The 19,228-nt window shown below is 71.4% G+C and carries 16 protein-coding genes and 1 tRNA gene; 12 read left to right on the forward strand and 5 right to left on the reverse strand.

Annotated features, from left to right (window positions below; all coding sequences use genetic code 11):
- The first annotated feature begins 387 nt into the window (after window positions 1-387).
- From ACEN8D_RS13905 to argG, 4 genes are all read left to right on the forward strand, one after another.
- Entirely contained in the window at window positions 388-882 is a 495-nt protein-coding gene (locus tag ACEN8D_RS13905) for an HNH endonuclease (protein WP_070417828.1), read from the forward strand.
- A gap of 139 nt (window positions 883-1,021) precedes the next feature.
- Window positions 1,022-2,125, forward strand: a complete 1,104-nt coding sequence (locus tag ACEN8D_RS13910; RefSeq protein WP_413399862.1) for an epoxide hydrolase family protein — start codon at window positions 1,022-1,024, stop codon at window positions 2,123-2,125.
- Window positions 2,126-2,138: 13 nt separating this feature from the next.
- Window positions 2,139-2,213, forward strand: a tRNA-Arg gene (locus tag ACEN8D_RS13915).
- A gap of 137 nt (window positions 2,214-2,350) precedes the next feature.
- Window positions 2,351-3,793 carry an argininosuccinate synthase gene (argG, locus tag ACEN8D_RS13920; protein ID WP_070417830.1) on the forward strand — a complete coding sequence of 481 codons (1,443 nt, stop codon included), beginning with the start codon at window positions 2,351-2,353 and terminating at the stop codon, window positions 3,791-3,793.
- Window positions 3,794-4,068: 275 nt separating this feature from the next.
- Here the strand turns inward: argG and ACEN8D_RS13925 are convergent, their stop codons facing one another.
- Window positions 4,069-5,208 (reverse strand): AI-2E family transporter, encoded by a 1,140-nt coding sequence (locus ACEN8D_RS13925; RefSeq protein WP_495601039.1) that lies wholly within the window; start codon window positions 5,206-5,208, stop codon window positions 4,069-4,071.
- 363 nt (window positions 5,209-5,571) lie between these two features.
- Between ACEN8D_RS13925 and ACEN8D_RS13930 the strand changes: the two genes are divergently transcribed.
- On the forward strand, window positions 5,572-5,739 hold the full coding sequence (locus ACEN8D_RS13930; RefSeq protein ID WP_309777037.1) for a hypothetical protein: 168 nt from the start codon (window positions 5,572-5,574) through the stop codon (window positions 5,737-5,739).
- A 109-nt stretch (window positions 5,740-5,848) separates the two neighbouring features.
- Here the strand turns inward: ACEN8D_RS13930 and ACEN8D_RS13935 are convergent, their stop codons facing one another.
- Together ACEN8D_RS13935 and ACEN8D_RS13940 are read right to left on the reverse strand one after the other, a co-directional pair.
- A complete protein-coding gene (locus ACEN8D_RS13935; RefSeq protein WP_413399880.1) occupies window positions 5,849-7,282 on the reverse strand; it encodes an MATE family efflux transporter in 1,434 nt (477 codons plus the stop codon).
- A 140-nt stretch (window positions 7,283-7,422) separates the two neighbouring features.
- Window positions 7,423-7,866, reverse strand: coding sequence for a MarR family winged helix-turn-helix transcriptional regulator (locus tag ACEN8D_RS13940; protein WP_309777034.1), 444 nt, complete (start codon window positions 7,864-7,866; stop codon window positions 7,423-7,425).
- A gap of 417 nt (window positions 7,867-8,283) precedes the next feature.
- Here ACEN8D_RS13940 and ACEN8D_RS13945 point away from each other — a divergent pair, with 417 nt between their 5' ends.
- The 4 genes from ACEN8D_RS13945 (at window position 8,284) to ACEN8D_RS13960 (ending at window position 13,216) form a co-directional block, all read left to right on the forward strand.
- A complete protein-coding gene (locus ACEN8D_RS13945) occupies window positions 8,284-10,371 on the forward strand; it encodes a choice-of-anchor G family protein (RefSeq protein ID WP_495601040.1) in 2,088 nt (695 codons plus the stop codon).
- Window positions 10,372-10,575: 204 nt separating this feature from the next.
- The gene (locus ACEN8D_RS13950) at window positions 10,576-10,755 is read left to right on the forward strand and encodes a hypothetical protein (RefSeq protein ID WP_070417835.1); all 180 of its coding nucleotides are present in this window, start codon (window positions 10,576-10,578) and stop codon (window positions 10,753-10,755) included.
- Between the two features lie 39 nt (window positions 10,756-10,794).
- Window positions 10,795-11,622, forward strand: coding sequence for an NAD(+) synthase (nadE, locus tag ACEN8D_RS13955; protein ID WP_139199207.1), 828 nt, complete (start codon window positions 10,795-10,797; stop codon window positions 11,620-11,622).
- A 145-nt stretch (window positions 11,623-11,767) separates the two neighbouring features.
- Window positions 11,768-13,216 (forward strand): SPFH domain-containing protein, encoded by a 1,449-nt coding sequence (locus ACEN8D_RS13960; RefSeq protein WP_070417837.1) that lies wholly within the window; start codon window positions 11,768-11,770, stop codon window positions 13,214-13,216.
- Between the two features lie 33 nt (window positions 13,217-13,249).
- Here the strand turns inward: ACEN8D_RS13960 and ACEN8D_RS13965 are convergent, their stop codons facing one another.
- Together ACEN8D_RS13965 and ACEN8D_RS13970 are read right to left on the reverse strand one after the other, a co-directional pair.
- The gene (locus ACEN8D_RS13965) at window positions 13,250-13,669 is read right to left on the reverse strand and encodes a hypothetical protein (RefSeq protein ID WP_413399568.1); all 420 of its coding nucleotides are present in this window, start codon (window positions 13,667-13,669) and stop codon (window positions 13,250-13,252) included.
- 25 nt (window positions 13,670-13,694) lie between these two features.
- Window positions 13,695-14,675, reverse strand: coding sequence for a hypothetical protein (locus ACEN8D_RS13970; protein WP_413399567.1), 981 nt, complete (start codon window positions 14,673-14,675; stop codon window positions 13,695-13,697).
- Window positions 14,676-14,859: 184 nt separating this feature from the next.
- Between ACEN8D_RS13970 and ACEN8D_RS13975 the strand changes: the two genes are divergently transcribed.
- The 3 genes from ACEN8D_RS13975 to ACEN8D_RS13985 all read left to right on the forward strand — a co-directional run bounded on the left by ACEN8D_RS13975 (window position 14,860) and on the right by ACEN8D_RS13985 (window position 19,163).
- Entirely contained in the window at window positions 14,860-16,920 is a 2,061-nt protein-coding gene (locus ACEN8D_RS13975; RefSeq protein WP_413399566.1) for an MDR family MFS transporter, read from the forward strand.
- 59 nt (window positions 16,921-16,979) lie between these two features.
- Window positions 16,980-17,564, forward strand: coding sequence for a TetR/AcrR family transcriptional regulator (locus ACEN8D_RS13980; protein ID WP_413399565.1), 585 nt, complete (start codon window positions 16,980-16,982; stop codon window positions 17,562-17,564).
- A 264-nt stretch (window positions 17,565-17,828) separates the two neighbouring features.
- Entirely contained in the window at window positions 17,829-19,163 is a 1,335-nt protein-coding gene (locus tag ACEN8D_RS13985) for an enolase C-terminal domain-like protein (RefSeq protein ID WP_413398732.1), read from the forward strand.
- Window positions 19,164-19,228 lie beyond the last annotated feature (65 nt).

Consider the following 19,228-nt stretch of genomic DNA (forward strand, 5'->3'; position numbering starts at 1 on the left):
CCGTCGGCGTCTGACTCCGCTTCGGCATCTGGCCCGTACCGCGGGCATCGATCCCGTGAACATCGCCGGAACCGGCCCGTGCACTCTCGTGCCGGGCCGGTTTCTGACGTACCCTGACCGTGCACCGGCCCGAACGGTCCGAGCAGGGAGACCCCATGTCAGCGTTCCGCACGACCCGCACCATGGGTCGGCGCGCGCACGTCGACATATGGTCGACCACCGCCTGCGTGCACGAGCACGCCCCTGCATGACCTGAGCACTGCCCATCCGGGTGGTGCTCTTCGTGGTTCAGGGGCCGTTCGCGCGAGCGGAGGTCACCTGCGCGGTACCCCGGTCCGACGCACCCGCACAGCCTGGAAGCCGTCCAGGCACGTCGGAAGGGAACCCATGCGCACTCTCGTCCTCAACGCCGGTTACGAGCCCCTCGCGGTGATCTCGTTCCGTCGGGCCCTCGTGCTGGTCATGAACCAGAAGGCCGCCATCGTCGCCGCCGACCTCGACCACCCGGTCACGGGGTCGACGTCGACCTACGACCGTCCGTCCGTCATCATCCTCACCCGGTACGTCCGCATCCCGCACTCGAGACTCGTGCCGGTGTCGCGCCGGGGCGTCCTCCGCCGGGACGCCAACCGGTGCGCGTACTGCGATCGGCACGCCACCACGATCGACCACGTGCAGCCTCGCTCGCGCGGGGGCGAGGACTCGTGGGAGAACCTCGTCGCCTGCTGCCTGGCGTGCAACAACACCAAGGGCGACCGCACCCCGCAGGAGATGGGGTGGCGGCTCCGCTTCCGCCCGAAGGCGCCGCACGGCTCCTCGTGGGTGGTGCGGGGCATCGAGCGTCCGCAGTCCGAGTGGGACGAGTACCTGGTGGCCGCGTAGCGGTACCGCGCGGCTGACGCCGTGACGGACTGGAGGCGCGGGTCGGGCCCGACCCGCGCCTCCCGTCCGTCCCGGTGCCGGACCAGGACCGTGTCGGCTGTGGCGACCGGCTGTCGGTGGGCGGGCGTAGCGTGCCGCCATGACGGAGACCCCCGAGATCGACGACGCGACGATCGACGACCTGCGTGCGCGCCTGCGCGCGACCCGCTGGCCGGACGCGCCCGCCGGGACCGGGTGGTCGCTCGGCATCGACGTCGACGAGCTGCGCCCGCTCGTCGAGTACTGGGCGGACGGGTTCGACTTCGACGCGCACCGGGCGGCGCTCGCCGCACTGCCGTCGCGCCGGGTCGAGGTGGACGGCATCAGCATCCACGTGCTGCACGCCCGCGCGGCGACGCCGGGTGCGCTGCCCGTGCTGCTCGCGCACGGCTGGCCGGACTCCGGGTGGCGGTACCGCAAGGTGCTGCCGATGCTCGTCGACGCCGGGTTCGACGTGATCGTGCCGGACATGCCCGGCTACGGGTTCTCCGACGCCCCGCCGCAGCCGATCGACGCACGGGCCGTCGCCGGGATGTGGGCGACGCTGATGACCGACCTCGGGTACGAGCGGTTCGCGGTGTCCGGCGGGGACATCGGCACGCACGTCGTGCGGTACCTCGCGCTCGACCACCCCGAGCGGGTCGTCGCCGTGCACCGGATCGACGGCGGGCTCGCCTGGCCCGGGCTCGACCCGTCGACGCTGTCCGAGGCGGAGCGTGCGTTCGTCGCCGAGACCGAGCGGTGGCGCACCGACGAGGGCGCCTACGCGATGATGCACCGGACCAAGCCGCAGACCGCGGCGGTCGGCCTGAACGACTCCCCGGCCGGGCTCGCGGCGTGGATCGTCGAGAAGCTCCGCTCGTGGAGCGACTGCGGCGGGGACCTCTGGTCGGTGTACACGCGGGACGAGGTCCTGGCGTTGCTCACCGAGTACTGGGCCACGGCGACGATCGGGTCGGCGATGCGGATGTACCACGCGAACGCGGCGGTGCCGGCGGCGCAGCTCGAGCGTCGGGTCGAGGTGCCGTCCGGGTTCTCGATCTTCCCGGGGGACCTCGTGCGGGCGCCGAAGGAGTGGCTCGAGCGGACGACGAACCTCGTGTACCACCACGAACTCGACCGGGGCGGGCACTTCGCGGCGTTCGAGCAGCCGGGGCTGTTCGTCGACGAGCTCCGGGCCTTCCTGGAGCCGTTCCGCCGCTAGAGTGGGTGGGCCAGCCTCTGTAGCTCAATGGAAGAGCAGTTCCGTCCTAAGGAAACGGTTGGGGGTTCGAGTCCCTCCAGGGGCACCAGCAGGTCGCGAGGGTTCGAGTCCCTGCAGCGCCGGACAAGGGCACCAGCAGGTCGCAGGGGTTCGAGTCCCTGCAGTGCCGGCCAGGGGCACTTCTCGCGTCGATGTACCGGCTGGACTCCCCGTACGATTGACGTCGTGTCCAAGGTCCTGAGCAGTCTCCCCGTCGGCGAACGAGTCGGCATCGCGTTCTCCGGAGGTCTCGACACCTCCTGCGCGGTCGCCTGGATGCGCGAGAAGGGAGCGGTGCCCTGCACGTACACGGCCGACATCGGCCAGTACGACGAGCCGGACATCGACGCCGTCCCCGGTCGTGCCCACGAGTACGGTGCCGAGATCGCCCGACTCGTCGACGCGAAGAGCGCCCTCGTGGAAGAGGGCCTCGTCGCCCTGCAGACCGGTGCCTTCCACATCCGTTCCGGCGGCAAGACCTACTTCAACACGACGCCCCTCGGTCGCGCCGTGACGGGCACGATGCTCGTCCGCGCCATGAAGGAGGACGGCGTCGACATCTGGGGCGACGGCTCCACGTACAAGGGCAACGACATCGAGCGGTTCTACCGCTACGGCCTGATGGCGAACCCGCGGCTGCGCGTCTACAAGCCGTGGCTCGACTCCGAGTTCGTCGAGGAGCTCGGCGGCCGCAAGGAGATGAGCGAGTGGCTCGTCGCCCGGGGCTTCCCGTACCGCGACTCCACCGAGAAGGCCTACTCGACCGACGCGAACATCTGGGGCGCCACGCACGAGGCGAAGAGCCTCGAGGAGCTCTCGAGCGGCCTGGACATCGTCGAGCCGATCATGGGCGTCGCCGCCTGGCGTGACGACGTCGAGGTCGCCACCGAGGTCGTGAGCGTCCGCTTCGAGGCCGGTCGCCCCGTCGCGATCAACGGTGTCGAGTACGCCGACGCCGTGGCGCTCGTCTACGAGGCGAACGCGATCGGTGGCCGCCACGGCCTCGGCGCGTCCGACCAGATCGAGAACCGCATCATCGAGGCGAAGAGCCGCGGCATCTACGAGGCGCCGGGCATGGCACTGCTGCACATCGCCTACGAGCGCCTGCTCAACGCGATCCACAACGAGGACACCGTCGCGTCGTACCACACCGAGGGTCGCCGTCTCGGTCGCCTCATGTACGAGGGGCGCTGGCTCGACCCGCAGTCCCTCATGCTGCGTGAGTCGCTGCAGCGCTGGGTCGCCTCGGCCGTCACCGGCGAGGTCACGCTGCGCCTGCGTCGCGGCGACGACTACACGATCCTCGACACCACGGGCCCGGCGCTGTCGTACCACCCGGACAAGCTCTCGATGGAGCGTGTCGGCGACGCTGCGTTCGGCCCGGACGACCGCATCGGCCAGCTGACCATGCGCAACCTCGACATCGCCGACTCGCGGGCACGCCTCGAGCAGTACGCCGCCGCCGGGCTCATCGGCGGGGCGACGGGCGACCTCGTCGGTGAGCTCGAGTCGGGTGAGTCGGAGGAGATCCTCGGCGGCGCGGTCGTCACCTCGGATGCCGATGACGCGCTCGGTCGTGCGACGGACCTCGCGTCCGAGGGTGCGGCGTTCGACTCCGGCACCGACTGACGCCGGTCTGCACCACGACGAAGGGGGCCTCCGCAACGTGCGGAGGCCCCCTTCGTCGTGCTGTGCTGCGCCTCGGTCGGCGGACGGGCCGGATTCGAACGACATTGTCGACGTCGTACGACATCGACGACGTCGCTGCCGGGCGGGTGCAACTGTTGCGTCCGCGGGGGAACGACATGGTCGACGTCGTACGACATCGACGTTGTCGTTCCGGGACGGCGGCGCCCCGGACGCCCCGGACGCCCCGACCGCCCGAGCGCCCCCGCCCGCCCGCGTCAGCGCGCCTCGGCGGACTCCACACGCTTCTGCCGCCACGGGCGCGCCGGCTTGTCGGGCCCGTCCCACACCTGCACGACGCCCCACGCGGCGGCGAGCAGCGGCACCGAGATGATCGCGCCGGTGATGCCCGCGAGCACCGTGCCGGCGGTCAGGCCGATCAGGATGACGAGGCCGTGCAGCTTGAGCGTCTTGCCCATCAGGACGGGCTGGAGCAGGTTGCCCTCGAGCTGGTTCACGAGGACGACGATGCCGACGACGATCAGCGCCTGGACGGGGCCGAGCGCGACGAGGGCGACGAGGGCGGCGAGGATGCCGGCCGCCGTCGCACCGACGATCGGGATGAACGCCGTGATGAACACGACGACGGCGAGGGGCAGCGCGAGCGGCACCCCGACGATCGTGATGCCGACGCCGATGCCGATGGCGTCCACCGCGGCGACGGTGGCGGTCCCGCGGACGTAGCCGCCGAGCGTCTGCACGACCCGGTCACCCACGCGGCGAGCACGGTCGTAGCGGGCACCGGTGAAGGGACGGAGGAGGAACTCCCAGATGGCCGGACCGTCCTTGAGGAAGAAGAACAGCAACACGATCATCAGCACGAGACCGGTGAGGAAGTTCGCCGTGGCCGATGCCCCCGCGAGCGCGCCGGAGCCGAACTGCGAGCTGGTGACGAAGTCCTGGATGCCCTTCACGGCATCGTCGATCTGCGACTGGTCGATCGAGATCGGCAGCGTCGACACGAAGTCCTGGAGCTGGTCGAAGCCGCTCAGGGCCGACTTCTGCAGGTCGGGCCACTGCGAGATGACGGCCACGACGATGAGCCAGCCGACGAGGCCGAGCACGACGAGCACGCCGATCAGGACGGCGAGGGTCGCGAGCACGGACGGCACCCGGTGCCGCCGCAGCCAGGACACGACGGGGTGCATGGCCGACGCGATGATGAGGGCGAGCAGGACCGGGATCGTGACGACGCTGAGCGTGGCGGCGGCGTAGACGATGCCGATCACGACGACGAGCACGACGATGATCTGCAGGCAGCGGGTGGCCAGAGCGCCGAACGAGTCGGACCACTGCTTCGCCACCTGGCTCGGCGGTGCGTCGGGGTGCGGGGGCTGCGGGGTGCCGAACAGGGGCATGGGGCTCCTCGGGGTACGGGTGTGCCCGCCCACCGTACCGGGGACGCGGAGATCCGGGCCGGGGCGACGTCGGGAGGCGTCGATGCGCGTTCCGGACGGTTCTCGTGCCGACGGTCGAGCGACAGTACGCTGGGGGACATCGGACCGACTCAGGGTTCCGTCGTCTTGATGCTCCTCGCGGTCTGCGGGGTCTGGCGCAACGGGACGGTCCGATCGGATCCGGAGTGCGCATCACTCCGACGAAGGGCTGGTCGACGTGACCGCCACTGTCCACGTGTTCTCGCACCCCGCCGAACTGTTCGTCGGCTCGCCCCGCACTCCCCTCGGCCCGGTGGCCGTGTCCGTCGTCGAGCTGGTGCTCGCGTGACCGTCCGTCGCCAGGAGGACTGGCACCGCCACGGCATGCGCTCGCCCGAGGACATCGCCGGCCTGCTCGCCGCACGCCTCGGCGGCGCGGACGAGACGCTCCGCGCGGTCGGACCGACCTGGGACGAGCCGTCCTACGCGGACTTCCTCGGCGAGCAGCTCTGAACTGACCGCCGACGAGCCGGCCGGCCAGCGACGAGCTGTCGCGGCCACCCGACGGACGGGAGGCGCGGTGCCAGCCGGCACCGCGCCTCCCGTCCGTCGTGGCCTCCCGTCAGACCGCCGCCGCCTCCTCGAGCGTGGCGTCCGCCCGCTCCGGCGAGCCCTCGGCGAGACCGCGGGCGATCCGCCCGCGCGACGCGAGCCAGAGCACCAGCGCCGCGACGAACACGAGCACCTCGGTCACGGTCAGTGCCCAGATGATCCCGGCGAGCCCGAACCACAGGTTCCCGACGATCACGATCGGGATGAACAGCACGCCCTGCGCCATCGACAGCACCATGGCCGGCAACACCATCCCGGTGGCCTGGAACAGCGAGGTCAGCAGCCCGGTGAACCCGTTCACGATCGTGGCGACGAGCTGCGCCGTGAGGATGGTCAGGCCGATCGCGAGCACCGAGTGGTCGCCGGAGAAGACCGTGAAGACCTGCTCGCGGAAGACGAACACCGTGCCGGAGAACAGCAGGACGATCGTCCCGACGGTGAACGCGGCACCGCGGAGTGCGGCTCGGAGCCGAACGGCGTCGCCCTTGCCGAAGGCGTAGGCGAGCAGCGGCAGCACGCCGATGGTCACGCCCATCACGAGGAACTCCGGGACCTGGGCGATGCGGACGGCGACGCCCATGGCCGCGAGCGGGTCGTCCCCGTAGACGGCCGCGAGGTTGTTCAGCACGAGGGTCGTCACGATGAGGAACCCGGACTGCAGCAGTTCGCTCGAGCCGATGCCGAACACCGGCCCGAGGATGTCCGGCCGCAGCGTGAACCACTTCGGTGCGAAGCTCACGTTCGCGCTGTTCCGCTGGAGCCAGACGATCCAGTAGCCGATCGCCACGACGTTGCCGAGGCCGACGGCGAGTGCGGCACCGGCGACGCCCCAGTGCAGGACGAGGATGAAGAGCACGTCGAACACGAGGTTCCCGACGGTCGACAGGACGAGCCCGACCATGGCCTGCCGTGCCGCCCCCTCGGACCGGACGATCTGCTCCAGGGCGAACGACGCGGCGAGCACCGGCACGAACGCGAGCATGACCGAGACGTACGCGCTCGTGGCGGGCACCGCGGCGGCGTCGGCACCGAGCACGGCGACGAGCGGGTGCAGGAACACCAGGCCGAGCACGGCGAGGACCACACCGGTGACGACGGCTCCCCAGAGGGCGAAGGAGGCGACGCGCTTGATGTCCTCGGCCTTGGCGGGATCGTGTTCCGAGGCCCCGAGCATGCGCGACATGAGGGCACTGCCACCGACGCCGAACACGCCGCCGACGGCCATGATGATGCCGAGGAGCGGGGTGCCGAACGTGATCGCGGCGAGCAGCGAGGTGTCGTGCTGCGATCCGATGAAACCGGCGTTGATGACGTTGTAGACGGCGCTGACGACCATCGCGGCGGCCATCGGGACGCACAGGTGGACGAGCGCGCGGCCGATCGGGGCGGCGGACAGGTACCAGCGGTTCTTCGCCGCGGCGGTGTCGGGTGCTGTGGTGCTCATGGCTGCCTCCTTCTGGGCAGGGCGGAGCGCGCGCCGACCGTCGGTCGGCGCCGCAGGGCATGACTGATGACGCGATCGGCGGACGCCGACACGTGGGGGTGGGTCGCGCCTCCTGGACGGGCCTGGAGGCGCGGGTCAGGTCACCGGGTGGGTTCCGGCAGCTCCGCGGTCACCTTGTGCAGGAGCTCCTGCAGGGTGGCGCGCTCGTTGGCGTCGAGCGGCGCGAGCAGGACGTCGTCGAGCGCGATCATGGCGTCCTCGAAGCCGGCGATGAGGGCGATCCCCTCGTCGGTGGCGAAGACGCGCTTCGTCCGGGCGTTCTCGGCGTCCGCCCGGCGTTCGACGAGCCCGCGGCGCTCGAGTCCCTGCAGGAGACTCGAGACGCTGGCCGCACTCGTCCGGGTGATGTCGGCGATGTCGCGCTGGATCGCGCCGGGCGTGTGCTGCAGGTACCCGAGCACGAAGCTCTGCTCCTGGGTGAGGTCGCGTTCGCGGACCCATTCCTCGGCCGCCTTGCGCTGCGCCCACCCGATCCAGCGCATCTGCTGGAGGGGCGTGTCGAACCGGGGTGCCTGCTGCGTCATGTTCAGAACGCTAACCGTTCGACCTCTAACTGTCAACACTCGAACTGATCCGTTCACGGCGTGCCCCGAACGGGGGTATCGCCACGACGGGGGACCCCCCTTGTAGATTGCACAGGAAACGCGGTCTCACCAACCGCTCATCCTCAGCTCGACGACGCCGCCGAGCCCACCCGGGGGGATCAGGACATGGCACGAGGACGAACGATGCGCGCACGATCGATGCGCCCGTCCGTCAACGCTGCCTGCACCGCTCCCCGCCTCGCCGGGGGTGATCACCCCGGATAGCCGCGCCCGCGCGCAGCACGACGCGCACACGTGACTCCGGGCCGCCCCACCAGCGCGCCCGTCGGATCTCCCGCCCCACCAGCGGGGGATGGATCAGCAGGCGGACGACCTCCGCCTGGAGGAAGAGGCACCATGCCACGCACTGCAACACGCTTCGCGCTCCGCGCGGGCGCCACGGCCACCGTCGCGGCCGTGATCATCGGGGGAGCAACCCTCCCCGCACACGCCGCTGCGACCGACGCGACCCAGGCCGAGGGCCGTCTGCTCTCCGGCAGCGGCTCCGTCGACCTCGACAGCGTCGCGGCGCTCGCCGGGTCCTTCGGCGCGACCGCTCCCGGCGGGGCGACCGCCGGGCAGTCCGACCCGCTCGACCTCTCGGTGCTGAACAGCATCGGGATCAACGTCCCCGGGGGCATCCAGCTGCTCGGCCAGAACGGTCTCGTGAACGTCGGCGTCGCCGGCCAGGTCGCGAGCACGGACACCACCTCGGCGGTCGCGGCCGCCGGAGCCGTCGGCGCGGACGGCGCGATCCAGGTCGGTCCGGGCACCCCCGGCGCCGGCGCCACCGTGAACCTCACCCCGCTGCTCGGCGACCTCGACGTCGACGGCATCGTGAGCGAGCTCTCGGTCGGGCTCGGCGCCCTGTCCGCCCGGGCCGAGGCGACGCGGACGTTCGGCGCTCCGGACGTCACCACCGACTACCAGGTCGCCGGCGCACAGGTCCGGCTCGTCAGCCCCGCCGTCCAGCAGCTCGTGACGTCGCTGGACACGACGCTCGGCACCACCGACGACACCGTGAACGCGGCGATCGGTGAGGACGGTCTCACCACCGACCTCACCGCGGCGCTGCTCGACCCGGTGACCGACGCCGTGAACACCCTCGGGCTCGGGGTCCTGACGCTCGACGACACCACCGCCCAGCTCACCGCCGACGTGGACCTGCAGGGTGCGCTCGCCACCGTGACGCAGCAGCCGCTCACCGACGGGCCGGTCACGATCGACCTGTCCTCGGGCGTGGTCACGATCGACCTCGCGCAGCTCTACACGCTGAACGACCTGCCGGCGAACACCACGCTGCTCGACGACGCGACGATCAACGCGCAGATCACCGGCGCGATCTCGGACATCCTGACCGAGCAGCTGCCGGCACTCCTCACCACGACGCTCACGAACGCCCTGGACGTCGCCGACGTGCAGCTCGTCGTGGACACCGGCGTCGACCTGCTCGGAGCCGACGTGGCGGGGCTGACCCTCACGGTCGACACCACCGTCGGGGACCTGCTCGGCACCGGTGACGGCGCCACGCTCACGGTCACCGGCGACGGGATCCTCGGCCCGGTGCTCGGCACGCTCGACCCGCTGCTGCAGCCGCTGCTCGACTCGACCATCGTTCCGGCGCTGACCGGCATCCTCGGTGACGTGCTCGGCGGGGACTTCGTGGCGGACACCGTGCAGACCCTGCTCACCACCATCACGTCGACCGTCACGGCGCTCGACCCGCTGCTCGACGTGGTGAACCAGCTCGTCTCCGTCACGATCAACTCGCAGACCGCCCCGGCGTTCACCGAGCCGACCGCCGACGACACCGGGGCCACCACGGTCCGGGCCGTCCGCGTGCAGCTCCTGCCGGCGGCGGACCTGGCGACCGTCGACCTCGCGACGGCGACCGTGCAGGCGGACCCGTTCGCGGGCATCGCCATCACCTCGCCCGAGGACGGGACGGACTACACGGTCCCGGCGGACGACGACACCACCTCGGTGCCGGTCACGGGTACCGCGGAGCCGGGCGCCGACGTCGACGTCACGCTCGACGGTGACGACGAGGGCACGCAGTCGACCGTCGCGGGCGAGGACGGCACGTGGACGGTCACGTTCCCCGGGGTCGCCGTCGGTGACCACGAGGCCGAGGCGGTCGAGACGATCGGCACGCTCGTGAGCGACCCCGCCGCGGTGACCTTCGCGGTCGCAGCAGCACCGGTCGACCCGACCGACCCGGGTACGCCGGGCACGCCGGGTACGCCGGGGACCCCCGGCGGCGCAGGCGGCCCCGGCGGTGCGGGCGGTGCCGGCGGTGCCGGTGCCGGTGCGGCCGGCAACGGCGCGGGGGCCGGGAGCCTCGCCTACACCGGTGCCGAGCTCCTGCCGCTGCTGCTCCTCGCCGGGCTGCTCCTCGCGGCCGGCGGCAGCACGCTCGTCGCGCGGCGCATGCGTCGAGCCTGACCCGGACGGGCGCCGGCGGGCACCCGCGCCCGTCTTCCGGGACCGCGGCGCGTTCGGGTCGCCGCGGTCCCGCCGGTGCGGTGGTGGTTCGGGCCACCACCGCGCCGGCACCCCTCGTCCCGCCGCCGGCCCCTCCCGGCCGGCCGCACCCGATCCACCGCTTCCGACCGATCCCGACCGCTTCCGACCGATTCCGACCGCGACGTGAGGACCACCGTGCACGACCACGACACCCACCCGCTCGACCGCCACGTCGGGCCCCCGCACGTCGAACGCTTCGTCCTCACCCGGGCGCAGGAGACCATCGGCGTCGTCTGCACCTGCGCGATCGGGGCCGACCACGACAACACCATCCGTCCGGTCGGCGCGGATCGCGTCCACTGAACCCTGTGCACGCGGCGGATGCAGCGGGATACTGGGGTGGTGCGTGAACTCCAAGCCGCCATCGCAGCGGACCTCAACGTCCAGCCGACCATCGACCCGGAGCAGGAGATCGCCCGTCGCGTCGGGTTCCTCCGGGACTACCTGCTCACCACCGGTGCCAAGGGCTACCTGCTCGCGATCAGCGGCGGCCAGGACTCGACGCTCGCCGGGCGCCTGACCCAGCTCGCCGTCGAGTCGCTCCGCGCCGAGGGGCACCCCGCCGAGTTCACCACCGTCCGCATGCCGTACCGCGTGCAGGCCGACGAGGACGACGCCCAGCTCGCGCTGCAGTTCATCGCGGCCGACCCGGGCATCACCGTGAACATCGAGCACGGTGTCGACGGGGTCGTGCAGGACACCGCGGCCTCGGGCGTGGAGCTGAGCGACTTCGTGAAGGGCAACGTCAAGGCCCGGATGCGGATGGTCGCGCAGTACGCCGTCGCCGGGCAGCGGGGGCTCCTCGTCGTCGGGACCGACCACGCGGCCGAGGCCGTGACCGGCTTCTTCACGAAGTACGGCGACGGCGGTGTCGATCTCACCCCGCTCACCGGGCTGTCGAAGAGCCAGGGCCGGCAGCTGCTCGAGCACCTCGGCGCCCCGGCCCGCCTGTACGAGAAGGCCCCCACCGCCGACCTGCTCGACGAGACGCCCGGCCAGACGGACGAGGCGAACCTCGGGCTGTCGTACGCCGAGATCGACGCGTACCTGCAGGGCCACGACGTGCCGATCGAGGTCGCCGAGGCGATCGAGTCGCGCTACCGGGCGACGGAGCACAAGCGCCAGGTCCCGGCGACGCCCTTCGACGACTGGTGGCGTGCGGGCGCGTAGGCGCTGACGCGACTCCGTCCAGGAGGCGCGGTGCGGGTCCGACCCACACCGCGCCTCCCGTCTGTCCGTGCGTTCTCCTACGATGGGAGCCAACGGAACAACAGATGCGGAATCCAGGCTGCGGCCTGTTCCACGAGGGGGAGTCATGGAAGTCCTGTTCGCGCTCGGAGCCGTCCCGCTGATCGTCGTGGGGGTCGTCGTCCTGGCGGTCATCGTGCTGATCTACGCGAAGCTCGTCTACCGCAACGCCGGCGCCGACGAAGCGCTCATCATCACCGGCAAGCGCTCCCGCAAGGTGAAGAACCCCGACGGCACCGAGACGGTCGAGTCCGGGATCAAGGTCGTCCTCGGCGCCGGTGTCCTGGTCCGACCGTTCTTCGAGCGCGTCGCCAAGATCTCGCTGAGCTCGCGCGCGATCGACATCAACGTGAACGCGCAGGACTCCCGCGGCGTGACCATCGACGTCGAGGCCGTGGCGCTCGTCAAGGTGGGCGAGGCCGACGCGTCGATCCGGGCCGCCGCGCAGCGGTTCCTCGGCCAGGAGAAGAAGATCGACGACTTCGCGCGCGAGGTCCTGTCCGGTTCCCTCCGTGCCTCGATCGGTGCGACCGACGTGTCGACCATCATCCGCAACCGCGACCAACTCACCGTCGCCGTGCTCGACGTCGCGAAGGACGCCCTGCACAGCCAGGGACTCGACGTCGACTCGTTCGAGATCAAGGGCATCTCGGACCGCAACGACTACATCAGCGACCTCGGACGTGCCGAGCGCGCGCGGGTCCGGCTCGAGGCCGAGAACGCCGAGGCCCAGGCCGACCGCGAAGCGCGTGAGGCCCGTGCCACGGCCGACCAGGCCATCGCCGAGGCGGAGAACACCCTCGCGATCCGTCGGGCCGCGCTGCAGCTCGACGCCGACCGTGCCTCCGCCGAAGCCGCCGCCGCCGGCCCGCTCGCCCAGGCCCGCGCGGCGCAGGGCGTCGTCGAGCAGGAGCAGCTGACCGCGCAGAAGCGTGCCGAACTCCGCCGTGCCGAGCTCGAGTCCGAGGTCTCCGCGGTGGCCGAGGCACAGGCGCGCAAGACCCGCGTCGAGGCCGAGGCGGCTGCCGCTGCCCAGGTCGAGACCGCCCGTGCCCAGGCAGAGGCCCGACGCATCTCGGCCGAGGCGATCGCCGCCGAGGCCCAGGCCGAGTCCGAGGCGCGCAAGCTCGCGGCCGACGCGTCCCGCGCCGAGGGGGAGGCCGCCGCCGACGCCATCCGCGCCAAGGGCCAGGCCGAGGCCGACGCCACCAAGGCGCAGGCGGACGCGCTCGCCCAGCACTCCGAGGCGGTCCTCCGGGTGAAGGCGATCGAGACGCTGCCGAGCATCGCCCGTGAGCTCGCGGCGCCGATGGGCAACATCGACAAGCTGACCGTGGTGTCCTCCGACGGTGCCGGAGCACTCTCGAAGAGCGTGGTCAGCCAGTTCAGCGAGGTCGACGCCCTGCTCGGGACGACGGCCGGCTTCACGCTGAGCGACATCGTCAAGAGCACCACGACGGGGCAGGCCGCAGCCCGCGCCGTCGTGCGTGAGCAGGAGTCCGCGGCGGCCGAGTAGCCGATCCGTCGTCCGGTGCGGGCGCGGCGGGGGTCAGTCCTCGTCGCGCCCGTCGTCGTCGCGGCGGTCGCGCTGCGGCCCGCCGGCGTCCTCGCGCTCACCGAAGCCGTCGTGTCCGTCCCGGCGCTGGTCCGCCAGACGCTGCTGCCAGACGACGCTGCGGGCGGCTCCCTCGAGGACGTCGTCGACGCTCCGGCCGGTCTGCGCGGCGAGGGCACCGCTGAGGCCCGCGGTGAGCGTGCCCCCGGCCGACGCCAGTCGTTCGACCACCTGCTCCTGCCGTTCGGTCAACGGTTCGTCGATCATCTCGTCGATGGTGTCGCGGATGTTCTGTTCGCTCGCGTCCAGGGCCGCCTCGTCGCCCGAGTGCAGTGCTGCTGCCTCGCCGACGACGACGAGTCCGAGCCGCGCAGCGTCGTCTTCCGGACGCTGGCCTTCGTGCTCGTCAGTCATGTGCGGGACGGTACGCTCGACCGGGTCACGCTTCCTGGACAGCGGGGTACGTGGGTTCTTCCCCCGGCGGCAGTCCTCCCCACCGTCGCAGCAGCCACTCGGCGGCCGCCAGCCCCTCGCGTCGTTGGAAGTCCCGGAGCGTCGGCATGTGCGGGATCGCCGGGCGGGACGCCTTCTCGAAGAACGTCCCGGCGAGCCCGGCGAGGACCGCGTCCACGCTCGACGCCGGCACCCCCGCGAACACCCGGTGGTTGGCGAGGTGGTGCTCGACGTCGGCGTCCTCGCCGCGCACCAGCACGTCGAGCAGGTAGGTGAGCGGGTCGAGCCAGTGCGCGCCGACGGCCGCCCACGGCCAGTCGATGACCCAGACGACACCGTCCGCGTCGACGAGCAGGTTGTCGGCGCGGCAGTCGACGTGCGCCAGGGATCCTCCGTCGACGGCCGCCGCGGCGTCGCGTGCCGCCCGCGCCATCGCAGGGGCAGCGGCGACCACGTGCGCCGGGACGACGTCGGGGAAGCCTGAAGCGGCCATCCGGTCCCAGGCGCCGAAGTCCTCGACGAGGTCGTCCGCGACGCGCGGGAGCCGTGCGAGCGTCCCGGTGGCGGTCGGCAGCGTGTCGAGTGCGTCGAGCACGGCGGTGACGTCAGACCCGTCGCCCGCCGTGCCGGGGTGGTGTCCGGCCACGTCCTCGATGACGAGGGCGATCCAGTCGTCGCCGTCGACGGTCTCGCGCACGGTGTCGATCAGCCGAGGCGCCTGCACCGAACCGGGCAGGTGGCCCATGACCTCGGCCTCACGCTCGTGCATCCCGAAGCCGTCCGGGTTCCGCGACCGCGAGAGCGTCTTCACGAAGGCTCGTCGATCGTGCGCGGTGACCACCCGGTCGGCGCCACCGGGGGAGTACCCACCCGCCTGTGACTCGGCCCGCGCCACCGCACCCCCGAGCACCGTCTCGATGCGCTCCCGCAGGACTGCCGGCACATCGGTCCACGTCGTCCGCCCCATGCGGCCCACGGTACCTGAGGAGGCGTTCACAAACATGCACAACGGGAAAGATTGCGTAGGTAGCAAAGGTGCTCATGGTGTAAAGTTGCAGCGTCTGCAAGGTTGACCCGCCGCCATCGGCCCGCCACGACGCCCCGGCGTCCCTCGCGACCACGACCACCACACGCACCCCTGAAGGACCCCCATGTCTACTGCCACCGCACCCGTCGAGGTGTCGCGCGGACGACAGAGCTCCCCGGCCGGCCAGCCGGGGAAGCCGATCATGTCGCACCGCCAGATCCTCCTCGTCATATACGGCCTCATGGCCGGCATGTTCCTCTCGTCGCTCGACCAGACGATCGTCGGCACGGCCATCCGCACCATCGGCGACGACCTGCACGGTCTCGACCAGCAGGCCTGGGTCACCACGGCCTACCTGATCGCGTCGACGATCACCACACCGATCTACGGCAAGCTCTCCGACGTCTTCGGCCGTCGTCCCCTCTACATCTTCGGCATCGCGGTCTTCATCATCGGCTCGCTGCTCTCGACCATGTCGACGTCGATGATCATGCTCGCCGCGTTCCGTGCCTTCCAGGGCATCGGTGCCGGTGCGCTGATGTCCCTGCCGCTCGCGATCATGGGCGACATCCTCGCTCCCCGCGAGCGTGCGAAGTACCAGGGGTACTTCCTGGCCGTCTTCGGCATCTCCTCGGTCATCGGTCCGCTCATCGGCGGGCTCTTCTCCGGTGCGTCGACCATCCTCGGCGTCACCGGCTGGCGCTGGGTCTTCCTGATTAACGTCCCGATCGGCGTCGCGGCGCTCCTCATGGTCATCGCGTTCCTGCACCTGCCGAAGTTCGGCGACGCCAAGGCGAAGCCGCGCATCGACTGGTGGGGCGCGACCTCGGTCATCGTGACCCTCGTCCCGCTCCTGCTCGTGGCCGAGCAGGGCCGCACCTGGGGCTGGGGCTCGGCCGCCGCGATCGCCTGCTACGTCATCGGTGCCCTCGGGCTGGTCGCCTTCCTCGTCATCGAGACGCTCATGAAGGACGACGCGATCATTCCGCTGAAGCTCTTCCGCTCGGGCGTCTTCTCGATGGCCACGATCCTCGGCTTCCTCGTGGGCTTCGCGATGTTCGGCGCCATGCTGACCATCCCGCTGTACCTGCAGATCGTCACGGGTCTCACCCCGACCGAGTCGGGCTTCGCGACCCTGCCGATGATCGGTGGGCTCATGATCGCGTCGATCGCCTCCGGCCAGATCGTCGCCCGCACCGGCAAGTACCGGATCTTCCCGGTGATCGGCACCGCGCTCGTCTCGCTCGGCTACGTCGTCCTGACGTTCATGACCATCGACAAGCCGCTCTGGTTCCTGATGATCGGCATGTTCCTCATCGGGCTCGGCCTCGGTCAGCTCATGCAGAGCATCACCCTCGCCTCGCAGAACTCCGTGCAGCCGCGTGACATGGGCGTGGCGACCAGCTCGGCGACGTTCTTCCGCCAGATCGGTGGAACGCTGGGCACCGCGGTGCTCCTGAGCGTCCTGTTCTCGATCATGCCGGCGAACATCCTGCACGCGACGGCCGACCAGAAGAACCTGACCGGTGCACTCGACGCGGCGCTCAACCCGACGGTCGCCAGCGCCGAGGCGAACCAGGGCGTCATGGACCAGATCTGGAACCCGATCGTCACCCCGATCAAGCAGCAGGTCCAGTCCGGGCTCGACCAGGCCACCGCGCAGGTGACCCAGGCCACGGCCGGCGCTCCCGAGGCCGTGCAGCAGCAGGCGCTCACCGCCGCCGCCGACAAGGCCCACGCGTCCGTGCAGGACGGCAAGCTCGTCGTCGACTGGTCCGACTCGGCCCAGCGTACGTACTGGGTGGACGACCTCGCCCCGGCACTGTCGAAGCAGATCGACAAGGGCACGAGCGACAAGGGCGCGTCGAGCAGCGAGACGAGCGACACGTCCTACCTGAACGGTGCAGACGCCGCGCTCACCAGACCGTTCATGACCGGGTTCAACTCGTCGGCCGTCACGGTCTACTGGGTCGGCTTCGCGGTCATCCTGCTCGCCTTCGTCCTGAGCTGGTTCTTCAAGGCGCCGCCGCTCCGCAAGAGCTCGGCCCTGCAGGAGCAGGCGGACAACGAGGGCACGGCTGACGACCTCGAGGTCCAGGCGGTCAAGGCCGCCGACACCATGGGCTCGCCGACCGCTCCCGTCACCGGTTCGATCCCCGTCCAGCGGGGCGCGTCGGACCGCTAGGCCGCACGGGGCCTCCCGCCACCGCGGGAGGCCCCGTCGTCCGTCCGAGGAGCCACCACGTGACCACCACCGAAGCCCCCGCCCCCGGCGACAGCGGCCTGCGGGAGCGCAAGAAGCAGCAGACCCGGGCCGCCATCCACCGGTCCGCGCTCGAGCTCGTCACCGATCGCGGGCTCGCCGGCGTCACGGTCGAGGAGATCTGCGCCGCCGCCGGCGTCTCGCCCCGCACGTTCTTCAACTACTTCCCGTCCAAGGGCAACGCCGCCCTCGGCCTCCCCGCGACCACCGTCCCGGACCCTGCCCGCGCGACCTTCCTCGCCGGTGCAGGCACGCTCGTGTCCGACCTCTGCGACCTCGTCGCGCAGACCGTGACCCTGCCCGAGGACCGCCGCCGGATGAAGTCGCTCGTGCAGGCGCGGCCCGAGATGGTCCCGACGATGCTGCAGTGGATGGCCGAGGCCCGGTCGGCGATCGTCGAGGTCGCCGCCGCACGCACCGACGCCGAGGCGGCGCGGACCGCCGTCACGCTCGTCATGGCCGCCGTCATCGAGGTCGCGCACCGGTTCTCGGTCGCGTCCCGCGACGAGCTCGCGGACCGGCTCCGCGGCGTGGTCGCGGAGATGGGGCGGCTCGCCGCCGGCTGAGCAGCGCGACCACGTCCAGGAGGTGGGCCCCACCGGCCGGTTCCGGCGCGACGCGCCAGCGGCGTGGCGGCCGTGACAGGAGGCGCGGTGCGGGTCCGAACCGCACCGCGCCTCCTGTTTGTCTGTGTGCTGTCGCGTGCTGTCATCCGATCACTCACCGCGCATCGTGGCTGAAACGACCAGAAATTGGATCTTGACAGCAGAGACATCGGATGTTTCGATGAGTCCGTTCGGTCGACGGAGACCGAACGGGTAGGAGACACGATGAGCCGCATCACCGGTCTGCGCGTCCGCGACGTCCGGTTCCCGACCTCCCGGGACCACGACGGATCCGACGCCATGAACCCGGCGCCCGACTACTCCGCCGCCTACGTCGAGATCGCGACCGACGCCCTGGACGGGCACGTCGGCACCGCCTTCGTCTTCACGATCGGCCGCGGCAACGAGGTGCAGGAAGCAGCGATCGCCGCCCTCCGCGAGCACGTCGTCGGCGCGGACGCCGAGTCGGTCCTCGCGGACATGGGTGGGACGTGGCGCACGCTCGTCCACGACTCGCAGCTCCGGTGGCTCGGGCCCGAGAAGGGCGTGATGCACATGGCGATCGGCGCCGTGGTGAACGCCCTCTGGGACCTCCGGGCGAAGCGCGCCGGGCAGCCGCTCTGGGCGCTGCTCGCCGATCTCAGCCCGGACGAGCTCGTCGACCTGGTGGACTTCCGGTACCTCTCCGACGCCATCACCCCGGCAGACGCACGGGAACTGTTCGAGGCCGCCGTGCCGCTCCGTGCCGAGCGCCGACGCCGCCTCGAGCACGAGGGCTACCCCGCGTACACCACCACCCCCGGCTGGCTCGGCTACGACGACGAGAAGCTCGCCCGCCTCTGCCGCGAGGCCGTCGACGAGGGCTTCACCCAGATCAAGCTCAAGGTCGGCGGGGACATCGACGAGGACGTCCGACGGCTCGGGATCGCCCGCGCCACGGTCGGTCCGGACATCCGGATCGCGATCGACGCCAACCAGCGCTGGGACGTCGACGAGGCGGTCACGTGGATCGAGCGGCTCCGCCCGTTCGACATCGCGTGGGTCGAGGAACCCACGAGCCCCGACGACGTCCTCGGACACGCCGAGATCGCCCGCCGCATCGCACCGATCCCGGTGGCGACGGGGGAGCACATGGCGAACCGCGTGATCGCGAAGCAGCTCATCCAGGCGGACGCGATGTCGGTGCTCCAGATCGACGCCACGCGGGTCGCCGGGGTCAACGAGAACCTCGCGATCCTGCTCCTCGCCGCCAAGTACGGCGTCCGCGTCTGCCCGCACGCCGGCGGGGTCGGTCTGTGCGAGGCGGTGCAGCACCTCTCGATGTTCGACGCCGTCGCGCTCACCGGAGACCTCGACACCCGCTGCATCGAGTTCGTCGACCACTTGCACGAGCACTTCGTGACACCGGTCGACGTGCACGACGGCCGCTACTGGCCGCCCACCGCTCCCGGCGCGGGCACCGAGATGCACGCCGCCACGCTCGACGACCACGCGTTCCCCGACGGCCCGGTCTGGGCCGCCGTCGACGCGACCGTCCCGGACGCCGTCCGCGTCGCCTGACGCACCCCGATCGCGACGTCCGACGCCCCTGACCCGCACCACGTCCCTCCAGTACCGACCCTCAC

Source organism: Curtobacterium sp. Curtsp22 (genome assembly GCF_059492135.1).